Genomic DNA, 26143 nt, shown 5'->3' on the forward strand with positions numbered 1-26143 from the left:
CGGCGCTCGCGCGAGAAGCTGCGCGTCGCCGCGATGGCCGCGCCGGTCGTCGTGCTGCTCGCCGTGTTCCTGATCTATCCGGTTGGGCAACTGCTCCTGCTGAGCATTCACAACCAGAGCGGCTTCACGCTCGCCGAATACAAGCGACTGTTCGCTTCGTCGGTCTATGTGGATGTGTTGTGGGTGACGCTCAAGGTATCGCTGCTCACGACCTTCTTCTCCGTGCTGATCGGCTATCCGGTCGCGTACCTGATTTCGACGCTCACACGCGAGCGCAAGAACCGTCTGCTGTACTGGGTATTGCTGTCGTTCTGGACCAGCTTTCTGGTGCGCACCTTCGCCTGGGTCGTGCTGCTCGGCCGCAACGGCGTGATCAACTGGGCGCTCAGGCATCTAGGCCTCGCCGACTCGCCGCTCGGGTTGCTCTACAACCTGCCGGCGGTGATCGTAGGGATGACGCACGCGCTCATGCCGATCGCGATCATGACGATGCTCTCGGTGATGGAGAATATCGATCGCCGCCTGCCGAGCGCCGCGTCGACACTCGGCGCGCGACCGGGCACCGCGTTCTGGAAGGTGTATTTCCCGCTCTCGCTGCCGGGCGTATTCGCTTCGGCGCTGATGGTGTTCGTGACCGCGATCGGCTTCTTCATCACGCCGACGCTGCTCGGCGGCCGCCACGAAACGATGATCACGCAGCTCATCATCGATCAGGTGCTGCAGGCGCTGAACTGGGGTTTCGCGGGTGCGATCTCGGTGCTGCTGCTGGCGGTGGTGCTGGTGGTCTTCGTCGTATACGACCGCATGGTCGGCCTCTCGACGATGACGGGCGGCAGCAGCGCGGCGCGCGCTCCGAAACGCGGCGGCGGGCTGAGCCGCAAGCTCGGCGACGCGCTGCTCACGGTGCTCGGCAACGCCAGCGATGCGCTCATTGGTCTGCTGCCGAGGCGCCGCAAGCGTGCGGGCGACGGCGCGAGCCGCACCTTGCGCACCGTCGTGTTGCTGATCATCGTGTTCCTGAGCGCGCCGGCGTTCCTGATGATTCCTCTGTCGTTCGATTCCGCTTCGGGCCTCGCGTGGCCGCCGCATGGTGTATCGCTGCAGTGGTACCAGCAGGTGATCGACTCGCCGCTGTGGATGCAGGCCGCGACGCGCTCGCTCGTCGTTGGCGTCGGCACGGGCGTGCTGTCGATGGCCGTCGGCACGCCGGTCGCGTTTCTTCTGGTGCGCGGCGGCTTGCGCTGGAACGCGACGATGCTCGCGTTCGTGCTCGCGCCGATCGTGGTCCCGCGCATGATTCTCGCGGTGGGCATCTTCTACTTCTTCGCGAAGATCGGACTGGTGGGCTCGTCGCTCGGGCTGGTGCTGGCGCATACCGTGGTGGCGGTGCCGTATGTGGTGATCACCATGATGGCGGTGCTGCGCAATTACGACACGCGTCTGGATCTGGCCGCGCAAAGCATGGGCGCCGGGCCGTTCACGACGCTGCGGCGCGTCACGTTCCCGATTCTCAGTGCGGGGATGCTGTCTTCGTTCCTGTTCGCGTTTGCGACTTCGTTCGACGAACTGACGATTGCGCTGTTCTCGTCGGGCGGTCTCAGCACCACGCTGCCCAAGCAGTTCTGGGACGAAACCACGATGCAGATTTCGCCGGTTATCGCGGCGGTATCCACCTGCCTGTTCGTCTTCATTTCGATCCTGATCTCGGTCGCCGATCGCCTGCGGCGCCGGGGAATGGCCTCCTGAGCCTTTCAAACAAAGAGAAATCCGTATGTCGTTGACGTCTCAATCCTTGCACGGCATCTTGCCGGCTATTCCCACCCCGGTGCATCCGGACGACACGATCAACGTCGAAGCCACCCGCGCGCTGCTGGGCTATCTGCTCGCGCAGGGCACCGACGGAGTTCTACCGCTTGGCGGCACGGGCGAGTATGGCGCGCTCTCACGCGAGCAGCGCGTGCGCATGGTCGAAGTCACGGCGCGCGAAGCGGCAGGCCGCGTGCCTGTGATCGCGGGCGTGCTCGACCCGGGGTATCACGATGCGATCAAGGCGGCGAAAGACTTCGCCGCGGCCGGCGCCGATGGCTTGCTGGTCCTGACGCCGTACTACACCAACCCGACGCAGGCCGGCATCCGCGACTACTTCATGCGCTATGCCGACGAATCGCCGGTGCCGATCCTGCTGTACGAGATTCCGTACCGGACGCGCATTGCGATCACACCGGAAGTGATTCATGAACTCTCGCAGCATGAACGCATCATCGGCATGAAGGCGTGCAACACCGACATGTGGCATTTCCTGCGCGTAGTGGCGGGTGTCGATGAGAGCTTCTCGGTCCTGAGCGGCGAGGACACCTTGTTCCCGCTGCATATCGCGGCAGGCGCGCGTGGCGGTATCGTCGTGACTGCTTCTCTATTGCCGAGTGCGTGGCGCCGTATCTACGAACTCGCCAGCGCGGGAAAGACCCAGGAAGCGCTTGCTTTGCATCGCACGCTGATTCCGCTGATGAACCTGGCCTTCGCCGAAACGAACCCCGGTCCGATGAAGTCGGTGATGGATCTCATCGGCGTGCATGCCCCCGACGTGCTTGCGCCGCTCGTGCGTGCCGACGCGACGCTGGCGAATAACCTGCGCGCCGAGCTCAAGAAGCAGCTTGCTGTTTTCGAGGGACGCGAGTGACGCGCTGAGGTTTGCCCTAACGCGTCGCGTTAGCGATGGGAGATGGGCAGGCGCGACTTCGAGATCGAGGTCGCGGCCACCTGAACATGCTTGGCCAATTCCGCCTCGACGCGTTCCACTGTCCAGCGAGTCGTGGGCACGGAGATGTTGATCGCCGCAACCGCGGCGCCACCGTGATCCGTGATGGGTGCGGCAACGGAGATATCTCCCAACACCGTTTCGTTCTCGATGATGGCATAGCCCCGGCGCGATGCCTGCCGTATCCGTTCGAGCAGTTTCTTCGGATCGATCTCCGTATAGGGCGTCATCCGCTCGAGCTGTGTTTGCGCGATGATGGCCTTCAGTTGCTTCTCGGGCAGGCGCGAAAGAATGGCGGTGCCGGACGCGGTGAAGAGAGCTGGTAGCCTCGCCCCTAATGCAATGTCGACGTTGAAGAGATGGCGCCCAGGAAAGCGCGCGACGAACACGATTTCGCTCCCGTCGATTTCCTGCAGATTCGTCGTCTCGCCAAGATGGCGGCTGATGTCCAGCAGATAGGGCGATGCCTTGTCGACCAGTTCATTGGCGCGGATGTAGTTGTAAGTGAACTGGAGCACCTTGGTGGTGAGCCGGTAATTGCGCGTCTCCGGCACACGCAACAGGTAACCGAGCGCTTCCAGCGTATAGACGATGCGCTGCGTGGCGCTTCGGTCGAGCGCCGATGCTTTGGCGATGTCGGCAAGCGTCATGTGGCGACTCGCACCATCGAACGCGTGGAGCACCCGGAATGTCTTTTCGGTAGATCCGATGAACAGGGAGGAGCGTTCGGAAGACGCGTCACGCGACGCTGGCGCCGCTGCGGAAGAGGCCTTGGGCATTGAGTCGAACGATCGTATTGCGATACGTTTGATTGTAGTCCAATTGCAGTGCTAAAAAAATTCGCGGAATTTATTCCTTGGCGAGGAATGAAGGTGTCTTCGTTACCCAATTCGACTCTTGCGTTCGACCATGCGAGCAGACGGTGGCGCGGATGATTTCGGCATCAGGCCGGCGCAAAGAGTTCGATCACGTCGCGAATTTGAACCAATAGTCCGGGTGCGACAGCGTCTAACCATTCAGTCGAATTCTTCGTGCTGTGGCAGCTGATCGGTGATGGCATGCCACGCTGCCTTTGAACCCACAAAAATGTGAGCAGTGGGGCGAATGGTGGGGGTGTCGGTGAGCGTTCCCAAAGTGACGTGTACGAACTCTCCGTGACGAACCACTGAGAACATCAGGCTGCCGCATGTCTTGCAGTGCACATCGTGCGACGCTCGTTCGTCACCGAAAATCAACAGGTTGTCTTTGCCCTGAGTGATACACAACTTGTCGCGCTCGATCCCCGCGAATGGTTTGAACGCTGAACCGGTCGCACGCCGACAGTTTGAACAGTGGCAGTTCAACGCGTAGATGAACTCGTCTTTTACCGAGTAATGGACAGCACCGCAAAGGCATCCGCCGGCAAGCAATGGTTTCATGGCTGGTTTTCAGGCAGTACGCACGTCGCAAATGGATTGGGGAGTAGCACGTCCATGATTATTGATGGGTCCAAGGTCGATGTCCAATAGCCGAATTTTGAATTAGCTCACAATATGGCATATTTAATTTTTTCCGAGAAAACTGGCGGAATATTGGGCGTGAAATTGAGGCGAGCCTGATAAATCGTTTGTCGAGGGTGAAATTCGTGAACCGGCCCTTCTCTGCTTCATGCAAGGCAACGAAGCGGCCGTGCGGGAACTCGACGTTACGTGCGCTCCGACAGCAAAACCGCGAGCAGCCGTCGCAACTCAGCACTTTCCAGCGGAGAAAGCGCGGCGGTGAGGATACGATCGACATTGTCGACGCGAGGGCGCAAGGTGGCGAGCTGCTTTTTCCCTGCTGAAGTCAGGAACAGGATATAGCTGCGCTTGTCGGCGGGGTCGTCCTGCCGCTCGATCAGGCCGTTTCGCACCATGCGTGCAACCAGATCGGCAATCGTGGAACGGTCCACGTCCAGCTCGTCGCCGAGTTGTCGCTGGTTGACGCCCGGCGTCTCGTGAAGGACGACGAGCGCCGCGTATTGCACGCTCGTGACCTCAGCCGAAACCTCGCGAAGCCATACCGCCAGGTGTCGCTGCTGAGCGCGGCGTACCAGGCTGCCCGTGTGTCGGGCAAGCCCTTTGAGGTCATCGGATTTTGTTGGCAATTTCGCAGTGTTCCGCGCAGGTTAATTGATTCGGAAAATGGGCTGCAGAAAGGTGCTCAACTCCGCGTAGGCGTTCAGCGGTAGAACGTGAGCAACGTACTGGTCCGGGCGGACCACAACCACTGCGCCCCGCTCGCGGTCGATGCCGCGTTCGTCGAAGATATCAGTCACCGCGTCGCTCGTAAATGCTTTCTCGTAGTCGATCAGGCCGTAGCGTCCCTTGCATGGCAGCAGCAGACGAGGCAACGCTTCCAGACACACTTCCCGATGGTCTTGCTGAAGCACCGCACGCAGATCAAGCACGCTGTCCGGGTCGGTGTCGGTGGGCGTAATTTGCCGCAAGATGGAATCGGGCGAGTTGATGAGATGGTCGCACAAGGCATCGAACGCTCTTTGACTGGCATCGGCGAAAACATACAGGCGCCAGCGGCCGTCCGCCTGCGCGGCATGTCCGAGATGGACCGGCTTGGCGTCGGCGACGCGAACCACCGGTGAAGAGTGGAACCGGGTACCGATCGTAAAGCCGCTCGCGAGCGCCTGATAAGTCGACCCTCCCGTGAGCATGCCTGGGCGGTAGCGGGTCGCGACCCCCGCGGTGTACCTGCCGGCGCGCACGAAGTACGCCTGCAATTCAGCGGGATCGACTCCGCCTGCTTCCGGCCGGGCTGGATCCTTGGGTGGCGCCGCCATCATCGCCGACCACTCCTTGTCGAACTCGATCAACTCCTTCGCGATGGGTTGGCGCTCGCCGGAATACGTGCGTAACAGAGTGGGACTGCTGCGTCCCTGAAGAACCGCAGCGAGTTTCCAGCCGAGATTGAACCCGTCCTGCATGGAGACATTCATTCCCTGGCCCGCTTTGGCGCTATGCGTATGGCAGGCATCCCCGGCGATGAACACGCGAGGGTCACGATCGACTCCATCTGCGCTGACGGAATCGTCGAAACGGTCGGTTAGACGCTGTCCCACTTCGTACACCGAGAACCATGCGACCTCTTTCACGTCGAGCGTATAGGGATGCAGAATCCGTTGTGCGGTCGCGATGATGCGGTCAACCGTAATCTGTTTGATCGCGTCTCGCTTTTCAGGCGTTACGTCGCCGAGGTCGACATAGAAGCGCACGAGATGGCCACCTTCGCGCGGAATGATGAGCAGATTGCCTTCGCGGGCGGACTGAATGGCCACCTTCAGCCGGATGTCGGGGAAGTCGGTGACGGCAAGCGCGTCCATCACGCCCCATGCGTGATTGGCCGCGTCACCGCGCAACGTTTGTCCGATTGCGGCGCGCACTCGACTGCGCGCGCCGTCGCAGCCCACGACATAGCGGGCGCGCACGCATATTTCCTCGCCGAGCCGCGTTGCATCAGTGCGGCGCAACGTGACCCGCACCGGGTACTCGCCGACATCATCGCGTTCCACGGCCACGACTTCGAGATCGTAGTCCGGTTCCAGCCGCCGCGGGGACAGCCGCATCACATCCAGCAGATAGTCCTGGATACGGGCCTGATTGACGATGACGTGCGGAAACTCGGAAAGGCCTGGTTCGGTGTCCTGAACACGTCCGGTACGCCGGATCGCGCCTTGCTCATCGGCGTCAGGACGCCAGAAGACAGTTTCGTTGACCCAGTATGCTTCGCGCAGCAAGCGCTCGGCGAGACCGAACGCATTGAACATCTCAACGGTCCGGCACGCGACGCCGTCTGCCTGGCCCATCAAAAGCGGCCCTGACCGGCGTTCGACGATGCGGGTCGTGATGCCAGGGAATTTCGATAGCTGAGCGGCGAGGACGAGCCCCGCGGGTCCCGAACCGGCGATCAGAACGTCGACCTGGTCGGGCATCTCGGGGCCGTGCATGTTCTCGGCGGCGGGTTCGATCCCTGGGTCGCCGACACGAAAACCGTTGAGATGAAATTGCATGATGTCTTCCTCCATGTTGGTGCTTATCGCGTTGGAAGAAATATACTCCGTATGCCAACTATTTCAATAGTTTTGCGTGTTATAGCGGTTTACCCTTAGGAAACTAAGGGTGGCGTGGCGGTATTTGTCCGCGTCTTTGCCAGAAAATGTCTCACTTGTGGGAGGGGAAGGCGCGCTGATGCGCGGGGTCTGCCGCGATCAGGCGAGCAGCTCGAGCAAATCCCGGCAGTGCATGCCCCAGCCGCTTGTGTTCAACCACCACGCCCTGATCGATCTCGGCCAGCCGTCTGCAGGCGCTCGACGCGGAGGTTGAATTGCAGAAGCAGCGGATCGAATCGGTTGCGTTCACGCGGGACAGCGTCGAGGCACACTACCGGCGAGGTCTGACGAGCCGGCTCGCGGCGCTCGAAGCGCGCAAGCCGGTGATCGCCGAGCAGGTCGCATTGCTCACGCTTGACGGGCGGACGCTCAGCCAGGAAAGTACGCTGACGAAGGCGCTCGGCGACGGGTATCGCGCCGAGCGGCCGTCGAACTCAGGCCGCTTTGAACGGAACGTGAGCGGGTTTTATTCCAGCTGCGCGCGAAGCGATGCGAACTCCGCGCGGCATGCGTCACTAAAGTTGTTGAGGATGTCGATCGAACCGTCTGCGAGCATCTCGCGAATCTCGATAAACGACTTGTCTGGCGCGAGGTAGGTGTCGACGATCTTGCGTCCGATAACTTCGGCCTCATCCGCGACTTCGCTCGAAGACTGGACTCGCATGCGGCTGATTTTGGCGTAGATGCTGCCGATCGAGTTCAGATCCGGTTCATTGTGTTGCAGCGCGTCAACATAGCACTTCGTTGCTTCCTCGATGAACTCCTTATAGAGCTCCTGCCGCCGGACGCGGTCATGTGCCCGCCACTCGGCGCGAACCTGGGTGCGTTGGGTCAACCATGAAGCAAGCACCGAAGTGAGGCCGCCGATCGCGGCGCCGACTAGCGCAGCCAGAGCAGAGATAGCCGATGCATTCATGGAGCAGCCTCTCATTGCGGATCACGATCATCCATATTAGCGCCCGAACGAGCTTTTCCTGGGAGCTAGCCCGAAGCAGTGAACCAGCATGATGAAGAAGACCGCTATTGCAGCGTATGTGCAGGCAGGCGCATCCGGCAGTCTGACTCTCGGCTCGCAGCCGCCGGAAGGGCAAATCCAGTTCGATAGCTGCCGTTGGACTCTTGCGGGACCGAACGGCCGTTCAGGGTCCGGAGGCGGGCGTTCGCCAATTTCCAGCATCGTAGAACGTAAGTTCTGCATTGGACGGTGTCCATATAAGGGTGTGTCAAAACGTGCGGCTTCGACGTTGCGCGCGAAAGTTGACCCGCCAGGATGCTCTGTATAGGCTTTGCGGCACTTGGGGAGGGGTGAAGCGACACCCGAAAACCAGGCAACTTCGAGTCTTGACACGCCCTCGGTCGATTGCTGTCCGACGCGAAAGGGCGAGTCGGCGGTAGCGCGGTTCTTACGGACAACGGCATTGGCGTCCGTATAGAACGTGGCGATCCGACGGATAACCGTTAGCCGTTTAGACGTTGTCCTCCACCTGTACCGCGACGGTGCCGGAGTTGATCGTCACGCGCGTGCGCTTTGCGAGCGGCGATGCCGGTGCCGTGGCGTCCGGGTTGAGGCCTTTCACCTTGTTGAAGATCGCGACAAACTGCGTCGGCGTGACCGTTGCCGATGCATAACCGATGCCGTCGTGATCCGCATAGTGCATGTCGGGGTTGTTTTGCATGATAAACGCATCGAACACTGCCGACGAACTGATCAGCGACGCGAGCGGCATGCCTGCCGCGTAGACCTGCACATCCTCGAAGAACGGCCGGCTGCTAATGCCGGCCGACATCAGATCGACCATCACCGGGGTGCCTGTCGCGGGATCGGGCACGTCACGCACGACGCCTGCCTGAAAAGCGTGCAGGTCGCCCGTGACGGCGACAAGATTCTTAATGCCTTGCGTCTTCACGAACGACATCAAGTCCGCCTTGTGCGACGGATACCCGTCCCACGCATCGCAGTCGAGCACGAACACGACGTTGTCGGGCGCCGGCGCGATGGCGGACAGATCGAGCCACATCCGGTTCATCATCACTTCGTTGCCCCACACTTTCCATGTCGAGGTAGACGCCTGCAAAGTCTCCTTCCACCATTGTGTTTGTGTGGTGCCAAGGATCGAGGGCACACGGCCGAGTTGCTGGGTATCGAGCACCTCGGATTGCGCGAGTACGGGTTGCGGCACGAAGTAGCGTGAGCCTACGAGATCATTGCCGTTCACTGGATCATGTCCGAGCAAGGACGCGATCGCCGCTTCGCTTACGACGTGATCGTCACGATAGAGCCGCTCGTCGGTCATCACGAGGTGAATCAGCGAGCCGAAATGGAAGTCGCGATAGATGCGGATATTGTTGTAGGCAGGGTTGTTCAGATCGAACGACACGTCACCCCAGTCAACCGGCAGATACTCGGCCCATGCCTGATTGGCGTTGCGGCGGCGTGCGGTTTGCTGGAGGTTCGCGTTCGTGTAGGTCTGATGGTCTTGCCAGCAGTCGTCGGAGAACTCGTGATCATCCCAGATCGCGATTACCGGAAAGCGCGCATGCACTGTCTGCAACCGCTCATCGCCGCGATAGGTGCGATACAGCGTGCGGTAGTCGGCCAGCGTGTTCGCGTAGGTGCCGCCACCCGGCAGCGGCAGGCCGTCGGGTAGCGTGATCATCGGATGCGCGGGCTCAGCGGGACCTGGCTGCGCGGCCGCTCCAGTGGTCTCGTAGATGTAGTCGCCCAGGTGCACGATGAAGTCGAGATCCGTCTCTGCGGCCATCAGCGTCATTGCCTGCCAGTGATTGGCGCTCCAGTTCTGGCACACAAACCACGCGAAGCGCAGCTGCGGTAGCGCTTCAGTGGCAGCGGCTGCCGTCAGCGTAGTGCCCGTCGGGCTGACGTCGCTGCCCGCGACGAAACGATAGTAGTAGGTCGTCTTGGCCTGAAGTCCGGTGACCTTGGCGCGAACCGTGTAGTCGTAATCGGGGATCGCAGTGAGTTGTACCGTTGCGGCAAGCTGCCCAAAGTCCGGTCGTGCGGAGACCTGAAGCAGCAGAGGCACGTTAGACGGAGTCGACGCATTCGCCGTGTTGTTCGGATTCGCTATGCAACGAGTCCAGAACACGACAGACACGTCACGCGGATCACCGCTCGCCACGCCTTGCGGGAACGCATACATACCCACCGGGTTTGGCGCGGGTCCATTGTTGTCGTCGCCGGAATGGCAGGCGGCCAAAGAGCCAGCAGCGGCTGCGACGGTGTAGAACGCGGAAAGTGAGAGAAAGCGCCGACGGTCCATGGAACTCCTCAGTACGCGATACATGGCGAAGTCGATGCGCGGCTTTGGTGGGCGAGCATCAGTCGCCGACGTTAGGCAATTCCCGCGTCGCGCCTGGCGATGAATTCAGTGGTGCATCCGAGCGTTCGGCCGGTTCCTCTCGCGCCCAACGCTTTCATTTCTATAAACCGCTGGTAGGTCTGTCAAGCAACGTCTTTGGCGGCAACCGGGGCCATAGACGATTTACCGAAACGATTGGGCTGTTGGCCATCGCACTGGCAACTTTACACGGTGGCAACCGGGCGCTTGTCTCGCTGGCTGTGGCGGCCATGTGCGATTCCTTTTGTTCTTTTTGGCCTCTTTTTTAATTCCGAGCGTGTGGCTGGCGAGTCAAGGGCAAGCATTAGCCTGGAGAAGCGGACCGTTGCTGCGCCGTCAAACGATAAGCTGACGCATGGTTGGTTGCGAATGCAGCAACCAACAATTCTAGATGAGCGAAGAGGACGAGTTAGACGCCCTGTGAACCGACGCGGCGGCGGGCCGGTCTTGGTGTCGCCTATGTCACAGCGCCGATTCTCAGCGCTGTTTCGCTCTGGGGGAGTTCGGCCCAATTCAAGTCGTTCGTCCGCCACCGCGACGGTATATTCGAACGGCGGCGCCGCACGAGACAGGGGACGCTCGGCCGCCGCTCACTGTTATCGGGTCATCGACCGCAGCAAGGTGTTTTCGCCGACTCTGTTAGCGACGGGATTAACGCGTTGCGGAACGGGGTCGAGAGTGCAAGGGTCAAGGAGTGAATGCAGGAGCGTTTCCTGAATTCGATGACGTATCGGGGAGACGCGGATGCAAAAGCACCGCTTCCGAAAGAACTCTCGGACGCTTCTCGATCCAACCCGCGATAGCGTCCAGCAGCCTCGCATCATCCGGCTTAGGAGTCTTCTCTGTCGGATCAGGTTGGGCAGTGCTCCAGAGCATCTGCTCCAGCACCATGCCGATCAGAGCGCTTCGCAACAGGCGCGACGTCTGCCCCTCATGCCGAGATGCCGACACGGCACTCTTGGCGACCGTGTGCAGATAAAAGGCGCAAAACGCAGAGATATGGACAAGCGTCTGCGAAGCCAGCAGCTATTCTTCAGACACGACGGCTAACGCGTTTCACACCGGCTTTGCGGCCGTCGTCAGCCATTCCGTGTCCCACGCGGAAAGGAGAGGATGTGTGACCCCCACAACTACCTCCTACGCAACGCGCGCTGCGTCGTCGGCATTCAAGGGGACGCCTGTGGTTCATCATCGGCAGTTCCCTCACCGGCCTCGCCTTTGCGCATGCGACGCTCGCTGCGGGCACACCTCCACTAGGTGACACCTACGTGGCCGGCGCTCAGATGAGTACCCCCGCCGGCTTTGGCTCCACGTATAACTTTGGGCCTAACGGGATATGGGCCATGCCCGCCGTAGCGTCGCATGCCGTGCTGGTGGCAGCTTGCTCAGTAGATGGTGAACGCCTGGCGGAAAACGGATGACGCTCACCATAACCTGGATGATGTTGTGAGAGCCGATTGAGCGGGGATAACCTCGGGAGTTCAGCGATGAAACACTCCGTTTGTGCGGGCCTTTTCAAGTTCGCCCGGATCATTCTGTTGGTCGTGCCTCTTGCAGCAGCGGCTCAATCACAAACAATAGTCACGGTGGCCGGTACCGGAGAGCAAGGGTATGCCGGTGACGGAGGGTTGGCCACGTCAGCGCTCCTCGCTCCCGAGGGACTTTCTCTCGACCACGAGGGAAACCTGTTTATCGCCGAGCCCGTGAACCACGTGGTCCGGCGCATCGATCACGCGACAGGAATCATCACGACTTACGCGGGTACCGGTCAAACCGCCTATAACGGCGAAGGGCTGAAGGCAACAGCGACAAATCTCGACTATCCGACAGGGGTCGCAGTCGGACCGCACGGCGATGTCTATATCGCCGATTATGGATCGACCAGCCGGATCTGGCGCGTCGATCGTCACACGCTAACGATGCGCACGGTAGTCGGCGGAAGCGAGCGCGGATTTTCTGGAGATGGCGGGCCTGCAAGTGGTGCATTGATCAACGCGACGGACATCGCCTTCGACCGCCACGGGAACCTTGTCATCAGCGATTCTGGCAACGACCGCATTCGCCGCGTCGATCGTCGCACCGGTATCATCACGACTGTAGTGGGCGGCGGCATAAACGGAGCAGGTCCGGCCAGCGGGCCTGCAATGGCAGCCGGTTTCCTGTATTACATCACTACGGCGTTCAACCGGCAGAATGACATGTTCTTTGCCGACTCTGTTCTAAGCACCGTTCGTGAACTCGACGCACGACGTCAGACGTTCACGACCGTGGCGGGTGTCTATCCGGGCACGACAGGGGTTGCTTTCCTGGCGGGCTACAACGGCGATGGCCAGCCTGCGACGCAGGCGCTCCTCAACTATCCCTCGCATATTGCGGCCGATTGCGCAGGCAACCTGACCATTAGCGATAGCGCTAATTACCGCGTCCGGCAGGTGGACAGGGAGACAGGAGTCATTGAGACTATCGCTGGGACAGGTACGGCGGGATACTCCGGTGACAGAGGTCTGGCCGTGCAGGCAATGCTGATGCAACCAAGAGGGCTTGCGTTCGGGCGTGACGGTGCTCTGTATGTGGCCGACGGCGTCCGGATCCGCAAGATTGATGGGCTGCCCGGTCATCACCGATGGGACTGTCGGGACGAACGACGTTACCATCTCGACGACGATCGAGACGATGGTGGCAAAGATTGAGCTTAAGTATAAGTATGGCGTTTGATCGGTTGCGTGCCGGGAGTGCCGGCGTCGGCATTCTGCGCGCGTCATGTCGATCTCGCGACGTCGCCTACTCCCTTTTGGTTCAGCAGACGGTGGACGTCTGCCTAGGGTCGCGTTTTGTCGATCGACACCGAGGGAGGACGGGCCGCCGACGCTGTTTGCATGAGGCAGTGCGCGGTCTTGGAAGCCGCCATTAATGTTTCACGACCCCAGCGGCTGCTTAGGGTCCCCGCTGCCGCCGCCGAACACCGGCGGGACGCGGCGGCAGCTTTCAAGTCCGACAACGGCCACATGTCCTGCCGCATCGGGCGACAATAGGCAGGCCCTCGCGGGCATTGGAGTCCGCTCGCATCCTGGTCAGTCGCGCAGTCGATTTATTCGCTGATTTTGGGAATGGCCCGACGGTATCTTCGGCAAGAAGCACTGGTCACAGCGGACAGCTGGGAAATGCGCGCGGGCGACCGCGTCCCCGATGCCCGAATACGACGTGAATTTTTTTCACGCTCGGCTTTCTACGGCGGCTGAAGTCTCAGCCTGCACCGCCGGCGGATTCTGACTTTCGAGAATCGGTTCGTCTGCCAGTCATTTTCATGTCAACAAAATCCATATAAATCAATAAGATAGGCGGCCTCCACGTCCGGCGATCGTTGGCACGGGCCTTGCGTTGTTTAACGCATAGCGCATCCAACGCCATTAAAGCAGTCCGCACAGGACTCACCTTCGGAGACGACACCCATGATTCGATTTTGCCCCCCGCGCTCTAGCGCGCGGCGTTAGTAAGCCGCAACTCAACTTCCCCAGTCTGTCCTGATCACCGACTGCCTCCCGCGGCCGGCGGGACAGATGCGTCCGTCGATTGTTCGTCACTGTATCCGGCATGCCCGCCGATGCCACCGCGCAGTCCATTCAGGAAGCAACCCGCAAGGAGACGATATGCAAGTCACTGGTATGTTGTACGGCTCAAGACTGTTGAAATTCGGCGGTTTTCCCACTGCCGAAGTTCTCGGCCCTGACGCAAGCGAAGAGCAGATCAAGGCCCTGATCGATCGTCATGGCTCGGTATTCGTGAAGCCTATGTTCAAGGGTGGGATAGGCAAAAAGGGCAAGGCGGGACTCATCGGGCGAGCGAGCGACCTGAAAACCGCACTGAAGGAGAAGGAGCGCCTGTACTTCGCCGAACACCGGCATGGAAATCAGACCGCCAAGGCTAATGGCGTGACCTTCGAAGGCGCAGTGCCGGCGCAGCATGAAGTGTATTTCTCGATCACCGATTCGACGCGCTTCAGGGCGCCTACGATGACACTCACGCATCACGGCGGCGTCGACATCGAGGAACTGGACCCGAGCATGATCGTGCACGTGCCGTTTGATCCGCTCACCGGGCTGAAGGCGTTCGTCGTCGCCAACGCGCTGTCGCGCCTGAACGCGCCTAAGGAAATCATTTCGCCGCTGGTCCAACACCTGCCAAAACTGTGGGAGCTATATCACAACTTCGGCATGACGACGCTCGAGCTGAACCCGATCCGCATGCAGGCCGGTCGCGATGGCCGGCTGACGCCAGTCGCATGCGATTTCAAATGCGGCTTTGATCGCGACGACGTTCGCTGGCAGCGGCTCGACATACCCGCGCACGTGTTCTCGGTCGACTATTCCGATTTCGAATCAGAGATCAACCAGTTGCGAACCTACCAAGGTCAAAGCGACGTCTATGTGATCAACGAAGGCGGCACGATCCTCGCGCCGACTTTTGGCGGCGGCGCCAACTCGCTGGTGTCGGAGATCCTGGGCGACGACGCGATCATTTCCTCGGACTTCGGTGGGAATCCTCCCTACGAAAAGATGAAGGAAGTCGCTCGCATCTGTTTCAAGCACTGGCTGAAACAGACCAACGTGCTATTCATCATCGGCGGGAAGTCGAACAACACCGATATCTTCGAGACGCTGCGCGCAATGGCCGATGCGTTGCGCGAGCATTTCAGCAAGAACGGACCGACGCCGCTTTACGTGGTGATCGGGCGCGGCGGCCCTAACCTTGTCCGCGGCATGGGTGCAATGCGTGATACGTGCGATGCGCTCGGCCTGCCCTACAGCATTTTCGGGTTCGATTCGGATATCAGCGAAGTGATCCAGTACGCGAAGGCGGCGGACGCGTGGATGAAAGCAGGCGGCCGCGAGCTGGTCTGCGCGACGCTCAACAGTGCGCAAGGCTCGCCCGCCCAGGCCTGAACCGACATGACTTGAGCATCTAATCAATCTGGAGGAAGACCATGTACAGGCAAGGTGCAGGAGATTTCAAATACTACGTCGGCATCAGTTCGCTCGCGCAGGCCGCCTGCCGCGAGGACCGTGTGTGCGTGCTGAACATACTCGGGGGCGAGTCGCGACAAGTCACGCCGGTGGGCCACGCGTATTCGGGAGGTAACGTGGTTTTCGGCACGTCGCCCGGACGCCGCGGACAGGTGCTGGAGACTTCGCTTGGCAATATCCCCGTGTACAACAGCGTGCTGGAAGGGCTGCAGGACGGCCATCGTTTCAACTGCGGCGTGATCTATTTGCCGCCATCCGCTGCGCGCGACGGTGTGGCCGAACTGATTCGCGTCAATCCCGAACTCAAGAAAATCTTCATCGTCACGGAGAAATTGTCCGTGCACGATTCGCGCGAGATCCGCGCGATGGGGCAGCAAAACGGCATCGACATCTTCGGCGGCAATAGCCTTGGCATTGCCGATGCGTGGAACCGCGTGCGCATCGGCGGCGCACTCGGCGGCGATAGCCCTGACGAGGCACTCAGGAAAGGCTCGATCGCGATCTTCTCAAACTCGGGAAACTTCACGACAACAATCGCGACATACCTGCGAATGGCCGGCTGGGGAACGACTACGCTGATGTCGAGTGGGAAGGACGTTTATATCCATTTCGCGGCGCCGGAGTTCGCGTTCGCGCTCGCCAATGACGCGCGCAGCAAGGCGGCCGTGCTGTACTCGGAGCCGGGCGGGTATTACGAACTCGAAGCGAATTTCAGCAAGCCGGTGGTCGCCTGCGTGGTCGGCCGCTGGAAGCAGAAACTGACGCGCGCGGTCGGCCATGCGGGAGCATTGGCCGGCGGCAACGACGACGCTGCATCAAAAGAGCGCTGGTTCATGGAGAAGTTTGGCGTCGATCGACCGTTCACACCGGACGATCCGGTGTGTAGCGCAAAAGGCGCGCTTGTAACCAATATCGCCCACATTCCGGCGGCCCTGACGGCGGTGATGCATGAAAACGGTGCGCGGCCGGACTTCGCGCCAGAAGGCAGTCTCGCGCTCAAGCCATGGTTTCGCTCATCAATAGGGATTGCGTTGCCGCCCGAGCTCGACCTGCCGGTTGTCGCAGCGTTGCCGCCGTATGACGCACAGATCGCCGCGCTGAACCAACAGGTCGGCATCGTGTTGCCCCGCCAGAATATGAAGGACGCTTCGGGCGCATCGCAGATGGACCCGGGCACGCAGGTGACGAGTCTGCACGGCGTGCCGGTGCTACAGGCCGCGCAGTATTCGCTCGAGGGCAACCTTTGCCTAGCGCTGTTGCATGAACCGGGGGGCACAAACGACGCGAAACTCGTCAGTGTTGCGGTCGGCGCCGAACTCAACCTGCATGGCGACGCGACGCTTGCGGCGGCACAAGCCGCGCGCGACGCGGGCAACGCGCCGAATAGCGTCCTCGCGGCGGCGGCGAGCATTGTCGGGCCTCGTCGCGCGGACCGCGCGCGACGGGCTGCGCAAGCGTTCGTCGACCTCGGCACCGCGGCCGGCCTGCGTGATGCGCTCGACGAAGACTTCGAGTTGTCGTTGCTGCAGTCCGACGCCGAGACGCGCGCGCTGCTCACGTGTGAGGCGCCCGACGAAAAGGCCCAGGCGATGCTTGCAGGTCTGGCGAACCGAGAAGCGAAGTCCGTGTTCATCCGCTATTTACAGGGCCTCGACGGACACCCGAACGCCGATGCCGTGCTGGCTGCAATCACCACGACGCTCGCGTGGGGGCCGTTGATGCGCAAACGCGTATCGCGGATGACCGTCGAAAACCTGCCATGGTGGATGCGCCTGTTCGGAACGCTGATCGGCGCGTCGGTCGACGCCGGACAACATGAAGCGGGACGCTTCTGCGGTATCGCGATGGACGAGGTGCTAGGACAGCGCTCGCTGACCGATGTTGCGTGCGCCGCGTTGATTGGGGGCAAGCCGGATGAAGCTGAGCTGTTTGGATTTCAGACACTCGTTGGCCTGCTGCTCACGAACGGACCGGGCGCGATCTCCGCGCAGGGCGCGAAGGGCGCGGTATCGGCGGACGGTCCCGAAACGCCGGAACGCGTTCAACTCAACAAAGCGATGGTCGGCTTTCTCACCCACGCGGGCTACGCGCATGGCGGCAATGGCTTCGAGGGAGTGGCGTTCCTGCTTGAGCGTTTTAAGGAGGTCTCGATGACCGATCCCGGTGATCCGGCGCACGGTCTCGACCTGAAAGCGATGGCTGCCGGATTCGCACGTGCATATGGCGAGGAGCGGACACAACGCAAGGAGGTCGGCGCACAGCAAGCCACGGCACTGCCCTGCATCAACCATCCGGTGTTCAAGGGCAAGCCCATCAACGTCGATCCCCGTGAGGCGTTCGTGCGTCAACGCTTCGAGGCTCGCGGCGAGTACAACGTCTTTCACGACTACTACCGTGCGCTGGTGCAGGCGTTGTACGATGAAAACGTGACGCGCAACGTATTCGCGGTCAACGTGGATGCAGTGATTGCCTCGGTGTTGCTGAAGATGCTGTGGGCTCGCCATCGGGCGGGGGAGTTCTCCAGTCAGGCGCTGGAGACCGCGGCCTTTACCGTGTTCCTGTATGGCCGGATGATCGGCTGCGCTGCGGAGGTTGACGACCACTTGAATCGCGGTCGCAACCTGGACACTCGCACACCTCAGGCAAACGTGCGATTCGTCGCGTGAGAGCCGAAAGCTGTATTACGATCGACTGATCAGTCCGAAGACCGGGCCGCATTCGACTGCTTTATCGGAATGCAGCACCGGCTTCAAACGCCGAGGAGACACTTCGTGCAAGTCACTCAACACACATCACAGCCGGTACCGGCGCCGCAACCCGAAATCAAGCCCCGATTCTGGCCAGAGGGCTGGTGGAAACTGATGGAATACCGGATCGGTATTATTCCGCTGCCGGTCTACGTTATCCTGCTCGCGCTGATCGCAGGTTTCGCGATCACCGGAAAGGTGCCCGGCGAAATCTCGATGGCGATCGCTGTATTGGCCTTCTTCGGTTTCACCTGCGCGGAGATCGGCAAGCGCCTGCCGATCGTGCGAAATATCGGCGCTGCAGCGATCTTCGCGACCTTCATCCCATCCGCGCTGACTTACTACCATTTGCTGCCCAAGCCGATCCTCACGCTCACGACGGATTTCACGAAATCGACCAACTTCCTCTACCTGTTCATTGCGTCGATCATCGTGGGTAGCATTCTGAGCATGGACCGGCGTGTGTTGATCCAAGGGTTCATCAAGATCTTCGTTCCGCTCGCGCTCGGCTCGGTCGCGGCGGGCATCGTCGGGACGCTGGTCGGCATGGCACTCGGGCTCGGCGCGCGCCATACGTTCTTCTATGTCGTCGTGCCGATCATGGCGGGCGGCATTGGCGAAGGCGCGATACCTTTGTCGGTCGGCTATTCGGAAATCCTTCATCTGCCGCAGGGCGAACTGTTCGCCCAGGTGCTGCCGCCCGTGATGCTCGGCAGTCTCACCGCGATCATCTTCGCGGGCGCGCTCGATATGGTCGGAAAACGCTTTCCGCATCTCACGGGTCAGGGGCGTTTGCAAGCCGGCGAGGTGGACGAAATGAACCCGGTGGAGGAAGAAATTCGCGGACACGTCGACGTCTCCCACATCGCGGCGGCTGGAATCACTGCCATCACGCTGTACCTGCTCGGGCTGATGTGTCGCAACATGTTCGGGCTGCCCGCGCCGGTGGCCATGCTGTTTCTCGCGGTGCTGGTCAAGCTCGCCCGGGCGGTGTCGCCGCCATTGCAGGAAGGCGCGTTCGTCGTCTACAAGTTCTTCTCGACGGCCGTGACCTATCCGCTGCTGTTCGCGATCGGCGTGGCGATGACGCCGTGGGACAAACTGATGGCTGCGTTCACGCTGGTGAACATCGTCACCATCGTCGCAACGGTGGCCACACTGATGGGGACTGGCTTCCTGGTCGGTCGCATGATGAAGATGTACCCTATCGACACAGCGATCGTGAACGCCTGTCATAGTGGGCAGGGCGGGACCGGCGACATCGCCATCCTCACGGCGGCCAACCGCATGCAACTGATGCCGTTTGCGCAGATTGCCACCCGCATTGGCGGGGCGATTGTCGTAACGGTCACGCTGATCGTTCTAGCGCGCATGGGATGATGAGTTGCTATTGGCAAACGTCGGGACGCCGTTCCCCACGTCGGGATCGGCAGTCATTCTGCAATCGAGCGCCGCGGGGCGACCTTGAGCATGAAAATAAGCGGTATTCCGTTGTGGGGATGGGCGGCCGCCGCCGCGCTTTACGTCGGTGTGGCTGCCGCCGCGGTCGAGTTTGCGTGGAACCGTTCGATCGATGCGCTTGTGGAGGTCGGCGCACACCGGCTCGACCTGTATGCTGCCAGCCTCAGGAGCGAGCTCGGACGCTACGAGATGATGCCTTCGATCGTCGCCAGGCAGGAAAGCGTGCGCGCATTGTTGAGTGCGATGCCCCACCCACCGGCCGGACTTCTACAGACGGTCAATATCTATCTTGACGCAGTGAATCGCGAGGCCGGCAGCGTTGCCGTAGACGTGATCGACCAGCACGGCCTGGTCGTCGCCGCGAGCAACTGGAATCGGCCAGAAAGTTTCGTCGGCACCAACGTGTCTTATCGGCCGTATTTCCAGGACGCGCTCGCACATGGAGCGGGCCGGTTCTTCGGTATCGGCACGAACACCGGCATGCCTGGCCTCTATTTCGCGAGCGCGGTGCGAGAGGATGGCGGCCCGATCGGGGCCACGGCCGTCAAGGTCAGCGTAGACGCGCTTGAATCCGCGTGGAGAGTGCCGGGCGTCGCGGCGATGGTGATCGATAGTAACGGCGTGATTGTCATTTCCACGGTTCCGGCGTGGAAGTTCACGTCGCTTAGACCGATAACGGCACAGCAGCAACGCCAGATCCAGGCATCGCGGCAATATGCCGGCCGTAGCGTAGAAGCGCTGCCGTACCGGCGTCTCGGTGACTGGGACACCTCGGCGTGGTTTGCACGCTTTCCCGACTGGGGTCGCCCAGGCCACGAGCGGCGATATCTGGCAATGTCGCGAACCGCCCCCCAGGCCGGCGATTCGATCATGATTCTGCTCGACCTGTCCAGCGCGCGGCGCCAGCAACAAATCGCGCTTGCGTTCGTCACGGGGGGCTTCCTCATCATCGGACTGTATTGCCTCTATGCGATCCAGCGCCGCCGCGCCATAGCGGAAAAACTCAGGGCACAGGACGCGCTGCGCAGCGCCAATGATCGGCTGGAGATCACGGTTCGCGAGCGCACGGCGGCACTGACGCAGGCCAATGAAAGGATGCGGGAGGAGATTGTCGAGCGCACACGCACCGAGCAGCTACTACGGGATTCCCAGCAAGAGGTCGTGCATGCGGGCAAGCTCGCGGTGCTCGGACAAATGGCGGCCGGTCTGACGCATGAACTGAACCAGCCGCTCGTTGCCATCAAAACGCTCTGCGACAATGCACGGACGTTTTTCGAACGCAATCAGCCTGCGCCTGCCATCGGAAACCTCGAACGAATTTCGCGGCTCGTCGACGGCATGGCGATACTCACAAGCGAACTTAAGACCTTCGCCCGCAAGCCTCAATTCGAACGTGTCGCGGTGTCACTGAATGAAGCGGTCGCGCATGCGGTGCTGATCTACGAAGCACGGATTCGCGATGAGCAGGTGCAGCTCGATGTGCTGATCCCGGCCGGCACGACGATATGCGCAGAGCCGAGCCAACTGCAGCAGGTGATCGTCAACCTGCTCGGCAATGCGCTGGATGCCGTCGCGGATCAGGATAAGCGCGTGATCGCCATCGAAGCTTCCAGAACCGAACGGCCGAGCCGTGTGCGGTTCACCGTCAGCGACAGTGGCGCGGGCATCGCGCCGGAGATTCTGGCGCATCTATTCGAACCATTCGTGACGACGAAGCCGCGAGGCCGCGGCCTGGGTCTCGGGCTCGCGATTACCTCGCGTCTTGTGGACGGCTTTGGGGCGCGAATCTCCGCTGCAAACCGACCCAACGGCGGCGCACAATTCACTATTGAATTTTCCGTGGCGACGGAGCAGGAGGCAGCCAATGGGCGATGAGATTAGCGTTGTCGTGGTCGAAGACGATGAGAACGTGCGTCTCGGCGTCGAGCAGGCAGTTGCTTTGGCTGGCTTTCCAGTGCGGGCGTATGAGTCGGCGGCCGCGGCGCTGGCGGAGGTCGCACCGGGTGCACCGGTGGTGATCGTGTCCGATGTACGGATGCCGGGCATCGACGGTCTGAAATTGCTCGAACGTGTCCTTGCGATCGATCCACAGATCCCTGTTGTACTGATCAGCGGGCACGCGGACATCGCGACAGCGGTGGGGGCGATGCGAACGGGCGCCTATGATTTCATCGAGAAGCCCTTTTCGTCGGACCACATCGCGAGTCGTGTAACACGCGCTGTCGAGAAGCGCCGTTTGACGCTCGAAGTGCAGGGTTTGCGCGCGGCGCTGCACAACTGGCGGGGAATAGAGGCGCTTGTGCTCGGCAAGTCGCCCGCGATCGTCGAGGTTCGACGGAAAATCCTGCGGCTGGCGGATACCTCAGTGTCGGTGCTGATTACCGGCGAAACGGGCACGGGCAAGGAACTGATCGCCCGTGGACTGCACGATTTCGGTGGGCGCCGCGATCATCATTTCGTTGCGCTCAACTGTGGCGGCTTACCGGAGCAGCTATTCGAGAGTGAGCTATTCGGTCATGAGGCCGGTGCGTTCACGGGTGCAATCAAGAACCGCATCGGCAAGATCGAATGGGCCACCGGCGGCACGCTCTTTCTGGACGAGATCGAAACCATGCCGATCGCATTGCAAATCAAGATGCTGCGGGTATTGCAGGAACGCCAGATTGAGCGACTGGGCTCGAACGAGGCGATAGCTGTCGATTGCCGGATCGTGGCGGCATCGAAGGCAGATCTCGTCGAACTTGCGACAGACGGACGTTTCCGCGCTGACCTGCTGTATCGGTTGAACGTCGCGCTGATCGATTTACCCCCTCTGCGCGAACGTCGAGAAGACATACCGCTGCTATTCGAGCATTTCGTACTCGCTGCCGCACTTCGTTTTGGGCTGTCGGCTCCGATCGTGTCTGCATCCCAGGTCTCGGAGCTAATGACGCATCAGTGGCCGGGCAATGTGCGGGAATTGCAGAACGTCGCGGATCGCTTTGTCCTTGGGCTCGATGGCGACCGCCTGCTGCCGGCCGGCGGGCAGCGGATTAAAACCGGAACGCTTGCGGAGCAACTTGCCCATTTCGAACACATGCTGATCGCGGATATGCTGCGGCGGCACAACGGGAATATCGCCGAGGCCAGCGCTGAACTGGGAATGCCGAAAAAGACGCTCTATCACAAGGTGCGTCAACTGAAGTTTCCGGGCGGAGACGAGCAAAGCGAAGGATTCGACGCTTGAGGGAGCGCCCCGATCATGCAGCGCTCAATATCGCGAATCGTGGCTGTTTCCTGGGTGGAACGGACGTCTTTTGGACATCCGCCGATATGTGCGGATTCAACCCGTCGATGCAACACAATCGAAGCTGCGCGAGCAGCGGGAGTGTTGCAAATGAAGTATGGAACCCGGATCTATTACAGCGAGAGCCAGAAGGCGTTGATGTGGGAGCGCTGCCGAAGAGCGGCACGAGCCTAAGCCCCCAGTCCCGTCGGTCGAGCAACCGCCCATTCGAGCAGTTGGAGTAAGAGAAGGCGAACTTCCCACCAGGTCGAAGATATCCAGCGGCTTCATCAAAAAAGCGCCGGGTCGATAATTTCTGAACCGCCTTGCTTCCCGATCACGCTTCAGGCAGTGCGTAAGACCACGGACGCCGTGTAGAGTGCGAGCCCCGGAACCGAAAAAAGAGTACGGATCACGTGAAACCTGATCCATCGCGCGCGTATTTGGACCCATTCGCGCGGCGGGTTGTGAATAGGCCAGGACTGGATTTGATGATTAATGCGGACACATGTCGGTACGCCAATTATTATGATGAGCGCATAGCAGACTGCACCTGCCGCAGCAAGTTGCCCGGGAATGGAATGGACACCGTACATCACAGCAAGGGCTACGCCTCCTGCCAGGGCACCTATAACCACGATCGGCATATAGGGATCGAAAGTACGATTCGTATGCTGATGGAATTCAACATAGGCAGAAACCGAAAGCCGGGACATCGCGCGTCCTAACCCTATCCAGTTGACGACCAATCCACCGGTTGCAAGTGCGCCGAATAGAATAACGATTACTATGATTGAATTTTCCACGATTCGATTGTGTCTCCATCCATTGGTGAGCATCCTCAGCCGCATCGGGTATGGCTCCCCGACGCTGCTGGTGTTCGGATTGCCCGGCTCGACTAGCCAGCGGCGGTCTTCGGGACCAAGTCTTCCAGAAGCAGCCTGCCAACTGCCGCATAATTTCGTTGCTGGGCCACGACGTGCTGCGCCCCGGCGTGAAGGTCACGCAAGCGCCGCTGCAGCGGCGAGACGTCGTAGAGAGCGCTCCCGCCACCCAGCGCGAAGCACGCGTCGGCAATACGCACACAGGTCGAAGCGATCCACACGGCGTTCTGCGTGCTTTGCATGCGCAGCGCGTCGTCGTTGATTGTTCCCGCCTGCGCATGGCCCCAGTGGCTTGCGGCCTGTACCTCCATGAACGCCTGCGCCGCCCTCAGGTCGGCTTCGACTCGGCCGAGTTCTGCCTGGAACAGCTCCGAATCACGCATCGCAGTCACCGCGCGATGCTGCCTCCGGCCGGTATTCGCAAGCGCGACGAGTTCCCCCAACGCTCCTTCGGCCACACCTACGGAGAAGGCGCTGTGCATCACCGGAATGAGTTCCAGCACGCTCTGATAGAGCGGGCCCGGAAGACAAGGCACGCCGTTCTCGATATCAAAGAAGTTCCTTTCCGGCACGATCTTGTCGGCGATCGCGATGTGATGACTGCCGGAACCCTTGAGCCCTGCCACGTGCCACGTATCTTCGATCCGCCATTCGGACGCTGGGAGAATGAAGCCGCGCACCAGCGGCGGCCCGTCTTCGCCGGCGCAACCGGGAAGCGGCCTCCCGTCTTTCGTCATCGTGCAGAAACCCATCATCCATTCGGCTTGCTGACAACCGCTGGCGAACGGCCAGCGCCCGCTCACGCGCCAGCCGCCCGTCACCGCCTGCGCGGTGCCCGCAGGCTGGGACGAACCGGCAAGGATGACGTCCGGACCCGTCGCGTAGACCTGATCATATGTCCGAATGTGCAGCAAGGATGCAAACAGCGCGCCTCCGCTGGCAATCATCGCGAGCCAGCCCAACGCCCCATCGATCTTTGCGAGTTCGACGATCACCCTGAGCCCTTTCGGAAGATCAAGCTCCATTCCGCCGTGACTCCTGGGTACGAACATGCGATAGATGCCGATCGCCTTAAGCGTCTCCACCAGGTCTGGAGGCATTCGGCGTGCTGCTTCGATTTCGGCTGTGCGCGATGGAATGCTCGGCGCCAGTTTGCGGATTTCGTCAAGCATACGGTCGACTTCATGGGTCATGGCATGGGTCCTTTGATGTGAGTATCGCGGAGTGACTCTTTCACAACATCCTTGATCCACGAGTTATTCCACCCGATGGAACGCGTCACGCCGCATCAGACCGAATAATCGCCGGGCTTGCCCTGTTATTCTGGGCGAGGGGCTTTGCGCCGCCTCGAGACCGTCAGCAATCCTTCCGACGTTCATCGCATCTGTGTTTGCCATCCCACGGGGACACGCCGGACCCGGCGCAAACGGGTTCGATGGCACCGCAAGTGTCGCTTGCGGCGTACGCGCTGCGTCGTCTCCGTCGATGATCGGGGTTGCCCTTTCCAGGGCACGTCGATGAAATGCTGTAACTGGTTCGCGTAAATTTTCCCGTCCGCGCTTTCGATCGGGACAATCGGAGCGAGGCTCGCAATAGAGGTGGCCGCGCAAATTCGGACAGTCGAACAAGTGGTTTGGCGGGGGCCTGAGCACCGCGTCGCTGAGGCTTCGAAGACGATCTTCGATGGGCTCTGACATGATTGCTCCTTTAGCCGATTCTGGAGCTGGTTGGTGTGATTGACGGCAGGAAGGAAGCTGGTCGACTCACGGAGTGCGGAGAGTGTCCTCCACACACAGGCCCGAAGTTGCTCCGGACGTTGATCCGGCCCGGTGATCCGCCTGCCTATTCGGCTCAGGACTGGGACGCAGCTTCGATCCCGGCAACCGGTTTCCAGTTCGGCAGGGGCGTCACGTAGTGCAAATCGAATCTGCGCTCCGTGAATGCCCAGTGGCCGTCACGGCGCTCGAACCGGTCGTGATAAAGGCCGCTGATCTGGACCGGCCCCATCTCCGCATGGGTAACCAGCGCGTTGAGCGCCACCTTGCCCGTGGCGAGGTTGCCGTTAATGTCGATCAGTGGATTGGCCGTCCAGTGATGCATGTGCGGGATCTGCGCCCAGTTCCTGTGAGCTGACTCGATGATGGCATCGATACCGGTACAGTTGCCGAACGCGTCGCCCAGTAACAGACTCGCATCGCTATGCCAAATGCTGCGCAGCAGTGCCTCATCGCGATTGTCGAACGCCTGACTGTATGCGGCGATGAGCCGTTCCAGCGCGAATTGGCTTTCGAGTGCATCGATCCGTGCAGCGATATCCTGGGTAGTCGCCATGTGTTCTCCTTGAACGTTTCATTGGGTGGTGATACAAGCAGTTCTCTTCACGTCGGGCTCTCCCTCGACCTCCTTTCACTATCGCGATACGCCCAAGCGCCATGTCGATGCAGCTGACCACACGTCGGATCAGTGTTTGCAGAAAGCGAATGACATGTATCGGCACCCTTGATCGG

The 26143-nt window shown here is 60.8% G+C and carries 17 protein-coding genes and 1 pseudogene; 8 read left to right on the top strand and 10 right to left on the bottom strand.

Annotated elements, in window-relative coordinates:
- Window positions 1–33 precede the first annotated feature (33 nt).
- A complete protein-coding gene (locus tag B0G69_RS35210; protein WP_121325107.1) occupies window positions 34–1746 on the top strand; it encodes an ABC transporter permease subunit in 1713 nt (570 codons plus the stop codon).
- A gap of 25 nt (window positions 1747–1771) precedes the next feature.
- The gene (gene dapA, locus B0G69_RS35215; protein ID WP_121324701.1) at window positions 1772–2680 is read left to right on the top strand and encodes a 4-hydroxy-tetrahydrodipicolinate synthase; all 909 of its coding nucleotides are present in this window, start codon (window positions 1772–1774) and stop codon (window positions 2678–2680) included.
- 29 nt (window positions 2681–2709) lie between these two features.
- Here the strand turns inward: dapA and B0G69_RS35220 are convergent, their stop codons facing one another.
- The 8 genes and pseudogenes from B0G69_RS35220 to B0G69_RS42385 all read right to left on the bottom strand — a co-directional run.
- Window positions 2710–3537, bottom strand: a complete 828-nt coding sequence (locus tag B0G69_RS35220; protein WP_121324702.1) for an IclR family transcriptional regulator C-terminal domain-containing protein — start codon at window positions 3535–3537, stop codon at window positions 2710–2712.
- A gap of 237 nt (window positions 3538–3774) precedes the next feature.
- On the bottom strand, window positions 3775–4176 hold the full coding sequence (locus B0G69_RS35225) for a GFA family protein (protein ID WP_121324703.1): 402 nt from the start codon (window positions 4174–4176) through the stop codon (window positions 3775–3777).
- A 266-nt stretch (window positions 4177–4442) separates the two neighbouring features.
- Window positions 4443–4883, bottom strand: coding sequence for a MarR family transcriptional regulator (locus B0G69_RS35230; RefSeq protein WP_121324704.1), 441 nt, complete (start codon window positions 4881–4883; stop codon window positions 4443–4445).
- 21 nt (window positions 4884–4904) lie between these two features.
- A complete protein-coding gene (locus B0G69_RS35235; protein ID WP_121325108.1) occupies window positions 4905–6800 on the bottom strand; it encodes an FAD-binding monooxygenase in 1896 nt (631 codons plus the stop codon).
- A gap of 151 nt (window positions 6801–6951) precedes the next feature.
- A complete protein-coding gene (locus B0G69_RS40855) occupies window positions 6952–7149 on the bottom strand; it encodes a hypothetical protein (protein ID WP_147440820.1) in 198 nt (65 codons plus the stop codon).
- Between the two features lie 216 nt (window positions 7150–7365).
- Window positions 7366–7815 carry a hypothetical protein gene (locus B0G69_RS35245; RefSeq protein ID WP_241991633.1) on the bottom strand — a complete coding sequence of 150 codons (450 nt, stop codon included), beginning with the start codon at window positions 7813–7815 and terminating at the stop codon, window positions 7366–7368.
- 550 nt (window positions 7816–8365) lie between these two features.
- On the bottom strand, window positions 8366–10180 hold the full coding sequence (locus B0G69_RS35250) for an alkaline phosphatase D family protein (protein WP_121324706.1): 1815 nt from the start codon (window positions 10178–10180) through the stop codon (window positions 8366–8368).
- A gap of 765 nt (window positions 10181–10945) precedes the next feature.
- Window positions 10946–11183, bottom strand: a pseudogene (locus B0G69_RS42385) (hypothetical protein); the annotation flags it as partial.
- A gap of 562 nt (window positions 11184–11745) precedes the next feature.
- Here B0G69_RS42385 and B0G69_RS35260 point away from each other — a divergent pair.
- The 6 genes from B0G69_RS35260 to B0G69_RS35285 all read left to right on the top strand — a co-directional run bounded on the left by B0G69_RS35260 (window position 11746) and on the right by B0G69_RS35285 (window position 22713).
- Window positions 11746–12948, top strand: coding sequence for a sugar ABC transporter ATP-binding protein (locus B0G69_RS35260; RefSeq protein WP_241991634.1), 1203 nt, complete (start codon window positions 11746–11748; stop codon window positions 12946–12948).
- Between the two features lie 957 nt (window positions 12949–13905).
- Window positions 13906–15198, top strand: a complete 1293-nt coding sequence (locus B0G69_RS35265) for an ATP citrate lyase citrate-binding domain-containing protein (RefSeq protein ID WP_121324707.1) — start codon at window positions 13906–13908, stop codon at window positions 15196–15198.
- 41 nt (window positions 15199–15239) lie between these two features.
- Window positions 15240–17945 (top strand): CoA-binding protein, encoded by a 2706-nt coding sequence (locus B0G69_RS35270; protein WP_121324708.1) that lies wholly within the window; start codon window positions 15240–15242, stop codon window positions 17943–17945.
- A 105-nt stretch (window positions 17946–18050) separates the two neighbouring features.
- Window positions 18051–19406: a 2-hydroxycarboxylate transporter family protein gene (locus tag B0G69_RS35275; RefSeq protein WP_277873607.1), complete on the top strand. Its 1356-nt coding sequence runs from the start codon at window positions 18051–18053 to the stop codon at window positions 19404–19406.
- Between the two features lie 90 nt (window positions 19407–19496).
- On the top strand, window positions 19497–21362 hold the full coding sequence (locus B0G69_RS35280) for an ATP-binding protein (protein WP_121324710.1): 1866 nt from the start codon (window positions 19497–19499) through the stop codon (window positions 21360–21362).
- Window positions 21352–22713, top strand: a complete 1362-nt coding sequence (locus B0G69_RS35285) for a sigma-54 dependent transcriptional regulator (RefSeq protein WP_121324711.1) — start codon at window positions 21352–21354, stop codon at window positions 22711–22713. The genes B0G69_RS35280 and B0G69_RS35285 overlap by 11 nt, the downstream gene beginning before the upstream one ends.
- 937 nt (window positions 22714–23650) lie before the next feature.
- On the opposite strand, the gene B0G69_RS35295 is transcribed toward B0G69_RS35285, so the two are convergent.
- Together B0G69_RS35295 and B0G69_RS35300 are read right to left on the bottom strand one after the other, a co-directional pair.
- Window positions 23651–24829 (bottom strand): acyl-CoA dehydrogenase family protein, encoded by a 1179-nt coding sequence (locus tag B0G69_RS35295; protein WP_121324713.1) that lies wholly within the window; start codon window positions 24827–24829, stop codon window positions 23651–23653.
- Between the two features lie 658 nt (window positions 24830–25487).
- Entirely contained in the window at window positions 25488–25967 is a 480-nt protein-coding gene (locus B0G69_RS35300) for a nuclear transport factor 2 family protein (protein WP_121324714.1), read from the bottom strand.
- Between the last annotated feature and the right edge of the window lie 176 nt (window positions 25968–26143).

Origin of the sequence: Paraburkholderia sp. RAU2J (assembly GCF_003634845.1) — a bacterium.
GTDB classification, from domain to species: Bacteria; Pseudomonadota; Gammaproteobacteria; order Burkholderiales; family Burkholderiaceae; genus Paraburkholderia; species Paraburkholderia fynbosensis.